The organism is Pantoea sp. CCBC3-3-1, assembly GCF_007981265.1.
Lineage (GTDB): Bacteria > Pseudomonadota > Gammaproteobacteria > Enterobacterales > Enterobacteriaceae > Erwinia.
The window spans coordinates 4265275-4277825 of the sequence record NZ_CP034363.1 but is presented as its reverse complement, the minus strand read 5'-3'; the positions used below and the strand labels follow the sequence as shown (position 1 = coordinate 4277825).

10 protein-coding genes and 1 riboswitch are annotated in these 12551 nt (G+C 54.8%); of the genes, 5 read left to right on the top strand and 5 right to left on the bottom strand.

What is annotated here, in order from left to right; translation table 11 throughout:
* Positions 1 to 29: 29 nt before the first annotated feature.
* From EHV07_RS19990 to hldE, 3 genes are all read left to right on the top strand, one after another.
* On the top strand, positions 30 to 1334 hold the full coding sequence (locus tag EHV07_RS19990; RefSeq protein ID WP_147199889.1) for an inorganic triphosphatase: 1305 nt from the start codon (positions 30 to 32) through the stop codon (positions 1332 to 1334).
* A gap of 48 nt (positions 1335 to 1382) precedes the next feature.
* The gene (gene glnE, locus EHV07_RS19985) at positions 1383 to 4214 is read left to right on the top strand and encodes a bifunctional [glutamate--ammonia ligase]-adenylyl-L-tyrosine phosphorylase/[glutamate--ammonia-ligase] adenylyltransferase (protein ID WP_147199888.1); all 2832 of its coding nucleotides are present in this window, start codon (positions 1383 to 1385) and stop codon (positions 4212 to 4214) included.
* A 90-nt stretch (positions 4215 to 4304) separates the two neighbouring features.
* Positions 4305 to 5732 (top strand): bifunctional D-glycero-beta-D-manno-heptose-7-phosphate kinase/D-glycero-beta-D-manno-heptose 1-phosphate adenylyltransferase HldE, encoded by a 1428-nt coding sequence (gene hldE, locus EHV07_RS19980; RefSeq protein WP_147199887.1) that lies wholly within the window; start codon positions 4305 to 4307, stop codon positions 5730 to 5732.
* A gap of 48 nt (positions 5733 to 5780) precedes the next feature.
* Here hldE and EHV07_RS19975 read toward each other — a convergent pair whose 3' ends face one another.
* Positions 5781 to 6092 (bottom strand): accessory factor UbiK family protein, encoded by a 312-nt coding sequence (locus tag EHV07_RS19975; protein ID WP_147199886.1) that lies wholly within the window; start codon positions 6090 to 6092, stop codon positions 5781 to 5783.
* 147 nt (positions 6093 to 6239) lie between these two features.
* Positions 6240 to 6391: riboswitch (FMN riboswitch) on the top strand.
* A gap of 96 nt (positions 6392 to 6487) precedes the next feature.
* Between EHV07_RS19975 and ribB the strand changes: the two genes are divergently transcribed.
* Positions 6488 to 7144 carry a 3,4-dihydroxy-2-butanone-4-phosphate synthase gene (gene ribB / locus EHV07_RS19970; RefSeq protein ID WP_147199885.1) on the top strand — a complete coding sequence of 219 codons (657 nt, stop codon included), beginning with the start codon at positions 6488 to 6490 and terminating at the stop codon, positions 7142 to 7144.
* Between the two features lie 99 nt (positions 7145 to 7243).
* Here the strand turns inward: ribB and zupT are convergent, their stop codons facing one another.
* A complete protein-coding gene (gene zupT / locus EHV07_RS19965; RefSeq protein ID WP_147199884.1) occupies positions 7244 to 8011 on the bottom strand; it encodes a zinc transporter ZupT in 768 nt (255 codons plus the stop codon).
* Between the two features lie 189 nt (positions 8012 to 8200).
* Here zupT and ygiD point away from each other — a divergent pair, with 189 nt between their 5' ends.
* Positions 8201 to 8986 carry a 4,5-DOPA dioxygenase extradiol gene (ygiD, locus tag EHV07_RS19960; protein ID WP_147199883.1) on the top strand — a complete coding sequence of 262 codons (786 nt, stop codon included), beginning with the start codon at positions 8201 to 8203 and terminating at the stop codon, positions 8984 to 8986.
* A gap of 82 nt (positions 8987 to 9068) precedes the next feature.
* Here ygiD and EHV07_RS19955 read toward each other — a convergent pair whose 3' ends face one another.
* The 3 genes from EHV07_RS19955 to tolC form a co-directional block, all read right to left on the bottom strand.
* The gene (locus EHV07_RS19955; RefSeq protein WP_147199882.1) at positions 9069 to 10229 is read right to left on the bottom strand and encodes a glutathionylspermidine synthase family protein; all 1161 of its coding nucleotides are present in this window, start codon (positions 10227 to 10229) and stop codon (positions 9069 to 9071) included.
* Between the two features lie 6 nt (positions 10230 to 10235).
* Entirely contained in the window at positions 10236 to 10904 is a 669-nt protein-coding gene (locus EHV07_RS19950) for a DUF1190 family protein (protein WP_147199881.1), read from the bottom strand.
* Between the two features lie 143 nt (positions 10905 to 11047).
* On the bottom strand, positions 11048 to 12526 hold the full coding sequence (gene tolC / locus EHV07_RS19945; protein WP_147199880.1) for an outer membrane channel protein TolC: 1479 nt from the start codon (positions 12524 to 12526) through the stop codon (positions 11048 to 11050).
* Positions 12527 to 12551: the final 25 nt, after the last annotated feature.

The following is a 12551-nucleotide window of genomic DNA, read 5'->3' as shown; positions in this document are numbered from 1 at the left end:
CGTACCGGTAACTAACTGATTAAGAAAATATGACCATCGAAATTGAATTAAAGTTCATCGCCTCACCTGAAGCAGCCGAAAAACTTTCCTCACGGATGGCGGCCTGGCCGAACCAGCATGCCGCGCCGCAAAAGCTGACCAATATTTACTTTGAGACAGAAAACCGTCAGCTTCGCCGCTGGGATATGGGCCTGCGCATCCGCGGTTATGGCGACAGTTATGAAATGACGCTTAAAACCGCCGGGCAGAGCGTGGGCGGATTGCATCAGCGCCCGGAATATAATGTGCCGCTGCAAAAGCCCGAACTGGATATTGCACAGCTGCCGACAGAAATCTGGCCTGAAAACTGTGATTTAGCGGCGCTACAACAGCAGCTGCACCCACTTTTCAGCACCCACTTCATTCGTGAAAAGTGGGTGGTCACTTACCTGAACAGCGAGATAGAAGTTGCATTTGACCAGGGAGAAGTGCGTGCCGGTGAGCAGGCTGAGCCGCTGAACGAAATCGAGCTTGAACTCAAATCGGGCGAGCGTGATGACCTGCTTGCCTTTGCTGCGGAACTGGTCGAAATGGGCGGTTTGCGCCTGGGCAGTTTAAGCAAGGCGGCGCGCGGCTATGCGCTGGCACAGGGCAATCCACAGCGTGAACTGCATCCGCTGCCGGTCTTAAAACTAAAACCGAAAGCGACCGTGGAAGAAGGTATGCGCAGCGCTTTCACGCTGGCCTTAAGCCAGTGGCAGTATCATGAAGAGCTGTGGCTGCGCGGTAATCATGCTGCTTTGCACGAAATACGCCAGGCGCTGGAAACGCTGCGTCAGGCCTTTACGCTGTTTGGAGCGCTGGTGCCACGAAAGGCCAGCAGCGATCTGCGACAGAAGCTGGTAGCGCTGGACGAGGCGTTAACGGCAGAAGCTTTACAGGCGGAAACGTTGTGCTTCAGTCCGCTTTGGTTACAGACCCAGTTAGCACTTACTCATTGGATTGCGTCCGAGCGCTGGCGCGAGTTTATAGATGCGAAAGCCGATGCCAAACTGCAAGGCTCGTTTAAACGCTTCAGCGATATCATGCTTGGTCGCGTCTCTGCCGATTTGAAAGAAACCTTTGGGCAGATCCGCCAGCAAAATGAATATCAGGACAAGCTGGGGCGTCTGACTCGTCAGCTGCTGGCAGCGCGTTTGTTAGCGGGCGCTTACGATGAAGCAGCCGTAGCAGCCTGGCTTCATGAATGGGAGCAGCTGGCTCACGCCATCGAAAACAAACAGGATGCCTGGCTGGAAACCTGGAGCCGTCAGGCACTGAAGCAGCCTGTTTTCTGGAAAAACGGTCGCGTCTGATCGCCGCCGCCGTCGTTGCTGTCTGACATCACCTTACAGGGAGTCATTATGTTGCCTTCATCCTCGCTGCCATTGCCACCGCTGCTGGCGGAGCAGGCAAACCAGCTAAGCGCCGAATGGGGTGAGTTAAGCACCTCTGAGCAAACGGTGCTGGTATTCAGTGATTTTGTTCGTGAGAGCCTCGCACGCCATTCTGAATGGTGGCAGGCGCTGCGCGACAAGGCGCCGGAGCCTGATGAATGGCAACACTATGCTGACTGGCTACGGGAAAAACTCGCGCCGGTAGAGGATGAAGCAGCGTTGATGCGCGAGCTGCGCCTGTTCAGGCGGCATATGCTAACGCGTATCGCCTGGATGCAGACTCGCGGCGGTGATACGGCGGCTTCGTTACAGCAGCTGAGCGTGCTGGCTGAAACGTTGATCGTTGCGGCCCGTGACTGGCTATGGCAAGCCTGCTGCAAGGAATTCGGCACGCCAGTTAATGCTGAGGGGGAGCCGCAGCCGTTGCTGATCCTCGGCATGGGTAAGCTGGGCGGGGGCGAACTGAATTTTTCTTCTGATATTGACCTCATTTTTACCTGGCCGGAAAACGGCACGACGCGCGGCGGTCGTCGCGAGCTGGATAATGCGCAATTCTTTACCCGACTCGGACAGCGGCTGATCAAGGTGCTGGATCAACCTACCGTCGACGGCTTTGTTTATCGCGTTGACATGAGGCTACGTCCGTTCGGCGACAGCGGCCCGCTGGTGCTGAGTTTCGCTGCGCTGGAAGATTATTATCAGGAGCAGGGGCGCGACTGGGAACGCTATGCGATGGTAAAAGCACGTCTGATGGGCGGTGCGGACGATCGCTGGAGCCAGGAGCTTCAGCAAATGCTGCGGCCATTTATCTATCGTCGCTATATTGATTTCAGCGTCATCCAGTCGCTGCGCAACATGAAAAGCATGATTGCACGAGAAGTCAGGCGACGTGGACTGACCGACAATATTAAGCTGGGTGCGGGTGGAATTCGTGAAACCGAGTTTATCGTGCAGGTTTTTCAGCTCATTCGTGGTGGCCGTGAGCGAGCGCTTCAGCTGCGATCCTTACTGCCTACGCTGGAAGCTATCGGCGAGCTCAATTTGTTGCCTGCTGAACAGGTAAGCCAGCTGGGCGAAGCCTATCTCTTTCTGCGTCGCCTGGAAAATCTGCTGCAAAGTATTGCCGACGAACAGACGCAGACGCTGCCAGAAGATGAGCTTAACCGCGCGCGGTTGGCCTGGGCAATGGGCATGAACTCATGGGCACAACTCCATACGCGGCTTGAGCTGCATATGGCTGCCGTGCGGGCGATTTTCGATGAATTGATCGGCGATGACACGCCGGAAGTGGGCGAAAATAAAGAAGCTGATGAATATGGCGTACTCTGGCAGGACCGCCTGGAAGAAGATGACCTGGCACCGCTGGTTCCACATCTGGACGCCCCGGCGCGGCAGCGTCTTTTGCAGGCGATTGCTGAGTTTCGTCAGGACGTAGACAAACGGACCATTGGGCCACGCGGTCGCCACGCGCTGGATCAGCTAATGCCGCGTCTGCTTTGTGAGGTGTGCCCGCGCGATGATGCTGATATGACACTCAGTCGGCTCACCCCGCTGCTGTTGGGAATCGTCACGCGAACAACCTATCTTGAGCTGTTGACGGAATATCATGGTGCATTAAAACACCTGATCCGGCTGTGCGCGGCGTCTCCAATGATCGCCAGCCAGCTGGCGCGTTATCCGCTGCTGCTGGATGAATTACTGGATCCTGCAACCCTTTACCAACCAACGGCAACGGACGCCTATCGCGATGAGCTGCGCCAGTATCTGCTGCGTATTCCTGAAGAAGATGAGGAGCAGCAGCTGGAAGCACTGCGCCAGTTTAAACAGGCTCAACATCTGCGCATTGCCGCCGCCGACATTGCGGGTACGCTACCGGTCATGAAGGTTAGCGATCACCTGACCTGGCTGGCCGAGGCGATGATCGAACAGGTGGTGCAGCAGGCCTGGCAAATGATGGTGCAGCGTTACGGGCGTCCCTCGCACCTCAGCGATCCGCAGCAGCGGGGTTTTGCGGTTATCGGTTATGGCAAACTGGGCGGTTGGGAGCTGGGCTACAGTTCGGATCTGGATTTAGTTTTCCTGCATGACTGCCCGGCTGAAGCAATAACGGACGGCGAGCGGAGCATTGATGGCAGACAGTTTTATCTGCGCCTCGCTCAGCGAGTTATGCATTTGTTCAGTACCCGAACCTCATCAGGCATCCTCTACGAAGTCGATGCACGGCTAAGGCCGTCAGGCGCGGCAGGCATGTTGGTCAGCACGTTCGATGCCTTTGATGATTATCAGCGTAATGAAGCCTGGACATGGGAACATCAGGCGCTGGTTCGCGCACGTATCGTGTTTGGCGACGCTGCGTTAAGCCAACGATTTAATGACATTCGCCGGGGAATCTTGTGTCTCCCGCGCGAGGCGGAAAAACTCAAAACCGAGGTGCGTGAAATGCGTGAAAAAATGCGTTCGCATCTGGGAAACAAACACAAAGGACGCTGGGATATTAAGGCCGATCGCGGCGGTATTACCGACATTGAATTCATTACGCAATATCTGGTGCTGGGATACGCCGCAGAAGAGCCTGAACTGACGCGCTGGTCTGACAATGTGCGGATCCTGGCACTGATGGCCAGCAACGGGCGCATGGAGGCAGCCGAAGCCAGCGCCTTGACGCAAGCCTATGTTACTCTGCGGGACGAGCTCCATCATCTGGCATTGCAGGCATTGCCGGGTCAGGTCGCGCCAGAGGCATTCAGTACGGAACAAGCGGTGGTAAACGCCAGCTGGCAGCGTTGGTTCGGCGACTAAACGCACGTTTGTGAAGGGTAAATGTGCGTGACAAGCTGCATGTGCTATCATCGCGCGCATTATTTTTTGATGCAGCCTGGAGTGTCTGGAATGAAAATTACGCTGCCCGATTTTAACCGTGCGGGTGTTCTGGTTGTTGGCGACGTGATGCTGGATCGCTACTGGTACGGCCCAACCAGCCGTATTTCTCCTGAAGCGCCGGTGCCGGTGGTAAAGGTAGACAACGTGGAAGAACGTCCTGGCGGGGCGGCTAACGTGGCGATGAATATTGCCTCATTAGGTGCCCACTCGCGCCTGGTTGGACTGACCGGCGTGGATGATGCCGCGCGGGCACTAAACGAAACGTTGACGGATGTTAACGTGCAGTGTGACTTTGTCTCGGTAGCAACACATCCCACCATTACCAAGCTGCGCGTGCTGTCGCGTAACCAGCAACTGATCCGCCTGGATTTTGAAGAAGGCTTTGAAGGGGTGGATGTTGAACCTCTACATGCACGCATCCGTCAGGCTCTGCCTGCCAGCGGTGCGCTGGTGCTTTCTGACTATGCCAAAGGCGCGCTCGCCAGCGTAAAAAGTATTATTGCCATTGCCAGAGAAGCCAAAGTGCCGGTACTGGTCGATCCTAAAGGCACTGATTTTGAGCGCTATCGCGGGGCGACCATTCTGACGCCAAATCTCTCCGAGTTCGAAGCCGTTGTCGGCAAGTGTAAAGACGAAGCGGAGATCGTGGAACGTGGCATGGCACTGATGCAGCAGTTCGAGCTGTCCGCTTTGCTGGTGACGCGTTCAGAAAACGGCATGACCCTGCTGCAACCGGGCAAAGCGCCGTTCCATCTGCCGACTCAGGCGCAGGAAGTTTATGACGTTACCGGTGCTGGCGATACGGTGATTGGCGTACTGGCGGCGGCATTAGCAGCAGGAAACACGCTGGAAGAGAGCTGTTTCCTGGCCAATGCCGCAGCTGGCGTTGTCGTTGGCAAGCTGGGCACCTCAACCGTTTCTACCGTCGAACTGGAAAACGCCATTCGTGCTCGTCCGGAAGCGGGTTTTGGCGTGATGACAGAAGCTCAGCTGAAAGAGGCCGTCGTGCTGGCGCGCCGTCGCGGTGAAAAGGTGGTGATGACCAATGGCTGCTTCGATATCCTGCACGCCGGTCACGTTTCCTATCTGGCAAACGCACGCAAACTCGGTGACAGACTGATTGTCGCGGTTAACAGCGATGCTTCCACCAAACGCCTTAAGGGCGAGAGCCGTCCCATCAATCCGCTGGAAAACCGCATGATTGTGCTGGGTGCGTTGGAAGCCGTCGACTGGGTTGTGGCGTTTGAAGAAGATACGCCGCAGCGCGTGATTGCCGATATCCTGCCCGATCTGCTGGTGAAAGGCGGAGATTACAAGCCGGAAGAGATTGCCGGTAGCCAGGAAGTCTGGGCAAATGGCGGGGAAGTGCGGGTACTTAATTTTGAGGACGGCATTTCAACCAGTAATATCATCAAGGCCATTCAGTCGAAAAACTGACGGGCAGGATGAATGTTCAGGGGACGATGCAGATCGCCCCCTGATTTATTACGGCATATCTTCTGTTTTAATCACTTCTGCTGGCGCAGGTGCCTGGGCCGGTGCTGACGCCTGGTTTACATTACGGCTCTCCAGCTCGGCAATACGCTGTTCCAGTGCGGCCAGCTTCTCACGGGTACGCAACAGTACCTGAGTCTGTACGTCAAACTCTTCACGGTTTACCAGATCCAGACGAGTCAGCTGTGACTGCAAAGTCTGGCGGATTTTTTTCTCAACGTCGTCGCCAAATTCGCGGATCCCTTTTGGCATAGAGTCATGAACCTGACGGGCAAGTTGTTCAATTTTTTTTGGGTCAATCATGGCGGCTTCCTGGTAGCGGCAAAGTTTCTTTAAGTGTAATGCCATAACCTGAAAGGATAAACCCGAAATCGGTAAAGCCGCAAAATGGGTAACTATTTGCACGTTTTGTTCGTTGCTCTGCCATTTTTTCGGCGCTATAGTAATCAGGCTTATTCTCAGGGCGGGGCGAAATTCCCCACCGGCGGTAAATCAGCTACGGCTGAAAGCCCGCGAGCGCTTCAGACCTGCCGGTTTGAAGGTCAGCAGATCCGGTGTGATTCCGGGGCCGACGGTTAGAGTCCGGATGGGAGAGGGTAACGTTTCCTGACGGGCTTTTGCCTGCCTCGCCGTTATTTACTGCACTCCTAAGCACGCCCTGATTCTGGTAACCCATACAAAATAAAGGTTTATTTACCATGAATCAGACGCTTCTTTCTGAATTTGGCACGCCGGAACAGCGTGTAGAACGGGCCATTGCCGCTTTGCGTGCAGGCCGTGGTGTGATGGTGTTAGATAACGAAGATCGCGAAAATGAAGGGGACATGATCTTCGCTGCAGAAACCATGACCGTTGAACAAATGGCACTGACTATTCGTCACGGCAGCGGCATTGTTTGCCTTTGCCTGACCGAAGAGCGTCTTCGTGAGCTTGAATTACCGATGATGGTGGAGAACAACACCAGCTCATACGGTACGGGCTTCACCGTCACTATCGAAGCAGCCGAAGGCGTGACAACGGGTGTTTCAGCAGCAGATCGCATCACCACTATTCGTGCAGCTGTAGCCGATGGCGCTAAGCCATCCGATTTGAACCGGCCTGGCCATGTATTCCCACTGCGTGCTCGCAATGGTGGCGTACTGACCCGCGGCGGCCATACTGAAGCCACAATTGATTTGGTTACGCTGGCCGGTTTCAAATCCGCAGGCGTGCTGTGTGAACTGACCAATGATGATGGCACCATGGCGCATGCCCCGGAAGTGGTGGTTTTTGCCAGACAGCATGATATGCCGGTAGTGACCATTGATGATTTGGTTGCGTATCGCCGCAGCAAAGAAACGCTTCAGGCTAGCTAAGATTGATGCGGCGTCGGGCTAAGCCAAACGCCGCAGCTATTATCCTCTTCCTCAAGCCCGCCAGATGAAGTACCAGGCCAGATTCGCACTCGCCGGTTTTTAACTCAGCCCGCTACTTTCCAGCAGCGTCAAGCTCAAGCCCATCACTGACATACCCGATAATACGCCATAGCTGGGATTAACGTCAGGTGCCACATCACGAGCCAGCGGCATCAGCTCATCTACCGATAGCGCGACCATGATACCGGCAACAGCAGCCATAATGGCACCCATGAGCACCGGAGAAATCAGCGGCCCCAGCAGCCAAAAAGCCAGAACGCCCCCCAGGATTTCCGCCATGCCGGAGACGCCAGCCCACAGCATTGCTTTGCTTTTTGAGCCTGTTGCGGCGTACATCGGCCCGGCAACCGCCAGTCCTTCAGGAATATTGTGAATGGCGACGGCGAGCGCAATACCCAGCCCCAGTTCCAGGTCGCTGCTGGCGGTGACGTAAGTGGCAATACCTTCCGGAAAATTGTGCAGGCTGATGCCCAACGTCAGCAGGATAGCGGTGCGTCGCAGATTACGGGGCGGTTTATCTCCCACCATCAAATCTTGCGGATGTTGATGAGGCAGCAGGCGATCGAGAGCAAAATAGCCGAGCAGGCCAATAATAAACATGCCATAGCCCATAATGGGCGACATGCCTTCAGCCCGCAGGGCGGCAGGCAGCATCTCCATTAATGAAATCAGCAGCATAATTCCGGCCGCAAAACCCAGTGCAAAAGCCAGCGCCCGGGGTGAGGGTTTCTGCCCAATCACGCCCAGAAATGCACCAAGAAACGTTGCAGCGCCAGCCAGTAAAGTCAGAAGTAAAGGCACAGACATGGTGTTCTCTCCGCAAAAATGAAAAGTATAGCCTTTGCTATACATTAGCAGAAGCTGACGCCCTGTAACGTCAGGAAATGTCTTTTTACCGTTCAAATTTCCTGAAGATCTTCATCATGGTTATCCGGGTTCATCCGCAGAAAAAAGGGCGTAAGGTATTCTCATTAAGCCAATATTCAGAGGATTATCATGAGTCAATCACGTATGCCCGCACTGTTCTTAGGCCATGGTAGCCCAATGAATGTGCTGGAAGAGAATGTCTATACCCAAACCTGGCGTCAGCTGGGAAAAACGTTGCCGCGCCCTGAAGGGATTATTGCCGTTTCGGCTCACTGGTACACCAGAGGCACTGCCGTTACCGCGATGGAAAAGCCGCGCACTATTCACGATTTCGGCGGTTTTCCTCAGGCGCTGTTCGATACCCATTATCCGGCGCCCGGTTCACCAGCGCTGGCAAAGGAAGTGGCAGAAGCGCTGTCGCCGGTTGATGTGCATCTGGATCAGGAATGGGGCTTTGACCATGGTTCATGGGGCGTGCTGATAAAAATGTATCCGCAGGCGGATATTCCAGTCGTGCAGCTTAGCGTCGATGGCACGAAGCCAGCCGCATACCATTATGAGCTGGGGCGTAAGCTCGCGGCCCTGCGCGAACGCGGCATAATGATTGTCGCCAGCGGTAATGTGGTGCATAACCTGCGCATGGCGCGCTGGCAGGGCGATGCGGAGCCTTATCCGTGGGCGTCTTCGTTTAATGATTATGTGCGGGATAATCTGCAATGGCAGGGAACGGCAGAGCAGCATCCGCTGGTGAATTTTATGCAGCACAGCGGGGCTGAGCTATCTAACCCAACGCCCGAGCATTATTTACCTTTACTGTATGTGCTGGGCGCTCGCCAGCCAGATGAAGCCGTTTCTATACCGGTAGACGGGCTGGAAATGGCCTCGTTAAGTATGCTGTCGGTGCAGGTAGGCTAAAACAGACTGTTGACGTAGTGCTGGCGCGAGGAACCCGGACTGAGGCAAGAAACGGCATCCATGCCGACTCGATCCGGATCGCTTATTCCACAAAAGTATGCGGATAAAAACGAGACAGATCCTGCGTGATCAGGTCGCGATCCTCGCGCAGACCAATTCCAGCTGGCCGATCGTCGATCAGCCAGCTGCCGATTAGCGTATAGCTGTCGCCGAACTTAGGCAGCGGATGGAACTGCTGTACGATCATGCCTTCTTCACCGTAAGGGCCATCTACCCGGGCAATTTCTTTGCCGTTTTCAACGATGCGGATGTTAGCGCCTTCGCGGGAAAACAGCGGTTTAACCACATATTTATCCATCGCGGGCACGTTGTCTTCGGCAAAGTAAGCGGGCAGCAGGTTGGGATGGTTAGGGAACATTTTCCACAGCATCGGCAGCAGCGCTTTATTGGAGATGATGCTTTTCCAGGCCGGCTCCAGCCAGCGCACGCCAGCATCTTCCAGCTTGGTAGAGAAGGTTTCCCGCAGCATAAATTCCCACGGATAAAGCTTAAACAGATTACCGATCACCCGATCGTCTACGTCGGTAAACTGACCTTTTTCGCCAAGACCAATTTCATCGATAAACAGGAATTCACTGGGCAATCCCGCTTCCGTCGCACAGTCCTGTAAGTACTGTACCGTTCCGCGATCTTCATCCGTATCGCGGCAGCAGGCAAAATGCAGCCAGCTAAAGCCATGCTGCTGGTGCAGCGCCGCAAAGCGTTCGATAAGTTTTTCTTGCAAGCTGTTGAACTGATCGCTGCCTGCGGGCAAATTACCGGCGCGCAGCTGATCCTCCAGCCAAATCCACTGGAAAAAAGCGGCCTCATACAGCGAGGTTGGCGTATCGGCATTGTTTTCTAATAGTTTTGCGTCAGTTTGACCATCCCAGGCCAGATCCAGCCGTGAATAAAGCGAAGGCTGATTGGTTTTCCAGGATGAGCGCACAAATTCCCAGGTATGCTTTGGAATACGGAACTTAGCCAGTAACTCTTCGCTACCGACCACCTTATCGACAACCTGTAAACACATCTGATGCAGTTCACTGGTCACATCCTCCAGCTTTTCAATCTGCTGAAGGTTGAATTCGTAGTAAGCGTCTTCACACCAGTAGGGTTCTCCGTGCATGGTATGAAAACGGAAGCCGTACTCGGTGGCTTTTTCACGCCAGTCAGGACGTTCGGTAATCGCTCGACGTTTCATTAACCGTCAGCCCCCGAACGAACGGCTGGAGCCGGATGTGGCGCTGCTGCGCTGCATGGTGGACTGTTTAGCAACGCTTTCGCCAAAGCCACCACGCGTTACCGTACTGGTCGTTGCAGGTTTTGGCGCCAGTGCTGTTTTCGGCACGGTCATCGTGCGGCCAGGCGTGGCAGTTCCAAAGCTTTTACCGCTGGCATCGACAAACTTCCCGTTTGCCGGGCTACCCGGTGCGCGTGAGGTAAACAACGGTTGCTGAGCAAAGCCCGCACCGCCGCCCATCAGCCGGCCCATCATGTAGCCTGCCATCAACGGCATCCAGAAGCTGCCGCTCTGCTGTGATTCAGCATTGGTGCTGCCCACACCAGCCTGAGCCGGGGCCTGCTGGCACTGACCTTCGCCAAATTCAGCAACGCACTCCTCGCGGCTGGCATATTTCGGCGCCGTTTTTTCCGCTTCTTTTTTGGCATTGTTATATGCCGTGGTGCACTGCTCGCTTTTACCCGGATTGGCGCTTGAGCAGTCATCCGCATTTTGATACAGCGAGACGGTTTCATCCGATTGTTCGCAACCGGCCAGCATAAAGACCGCGGTCACGGCAAGAGCGACCGGCGTCAGATGACGTGCGCTCCAGCTTTTACGAAAGGAGGCATGATTAATTGTTTTTGTCCGTTTCATTTTGTTCAATCCTGTGCCCAAAGGTAAGCATAGAATAGGGGAACAGCGGTTGAAATTGAAGCGATGAAGGGCGAGTCGGCGGGGTCTTTACTTAGCTATACGTTCATGGCTGAAAAGGGGCAGTATGCACTGCCCCAAACGTTTTAATGGCGGAAAGGATTCCGATTATTGCTGGCGGGTGCAGGGCTGTTAACCGCAGGGGCAACCGCGCTGGTTTTCACTGCTTCGGGCGCAGAATTATCCGCAGCGGCATCCTGCTGCGTGTTCTCCGGCGCGACCGTTTCCGGTGACGTAGGAACCTCTTTACCCAGGCGAGTGTTCAGCGTCGCCAGATCCTGCTCATTCAACGTACCGAGCGCAGACTTGATGTTTAGCTCGTTAATCATGTAGCTGTAGCGCGCATTGGAAAGCTGCTGTTTGGCGTTAAACAGCGTGGTGGTAGCGTCCAGTACGTCAACGATGGTACGAGTCCCGACCTGATAACCTGCTTCCATCGCATCCAGAGAGCTTTGCGCAGACACAACGGCCTGCTTGTAAGCGTTGATGCTGCTGATAGATGCATTCACGTTATTAAACGATGAACGCACGGTCTGCACCGCAGTACGGTGAGCGCTTTCCAGCTGCTCGCTGGCTGCAACATACGCATACTGCGCCTGTTTTACCTGCGAGGTGACGGCGCCACCGCTGTATAACGGCAGAGTGAAGCTCAGACCAACCTGATTCTGACCGCTGATGCTGTCCTGATAAGCTGCGCTGTTGGCGCGGCTCCCGCCGTACTTGCTGTTAGACAAACCGGATGAAGCGGTCAGATCCAGCGTTGGCATATGGCCGGTTTCCGCATAGCGAATCTGCTCGCGGGCCAGATCCTGGTTCAGGCGAGCGGAGAGCAGGCTGAGGTTGCGGCTTTCCGCTTCTTTCAGCAGCGCATTAACCGGCTGAGGTTTTTCCGTTTGAAAACGGTCAACGTTCAGCGAGGCCAGACCAGGATAGTAGTTGCCGGTTACCTGACGCAGCGTTTCGACATTGTTATCCAGATCGTTACGCGCCGTGACTTCGTTGGCCAGCACGGTATCGTACTGAGAACGGGCGTTCTGTACGTCAGTGATGGCAACCAGACCAACGTTAAAACGCTGTGTGGTTTGATCCAGCTGGCGATAGATCGACTGTTTCTGCGATTCAACGTAGGAAAGCGTATCAATAGCGTTTAATACATTAAAATAGGCAGTAGCGGTATTCAGGATCAGCGTTTGCTGCGCGGTCTGGTAGGTGACATCCTGTACACCCGCCGTTTTTTCCTGAAGGGTCAGGGCGCGCCATTTTGACATATCAAAAATGGTTTGCGTCAGCTGCAGCGTGCCGCTGGTGGTATTGGAGTGCAGGCCGCTGCTGTCGCGATAACCATTGTTATAGGTATAATCAGCACCCAGGCCTAACTGCGGCAGCAACGGGCTGCGAGACTCGTTGATTTTCTCAAAGGCGGCATCGCGATCGGCTGCAGAACTGCGAAGATCGGGGTTAGACAACCGGGCCTGCTGATAAACTTGCAGCAGATTTTCCGCCTGGCTGGCGACGCTGAAGCCGCCCAGGCTCAGGCCGATAAGTAAAGGGAGCAGTTTCTTCATTTGCATTCCTTGTTATGCAGCAAAA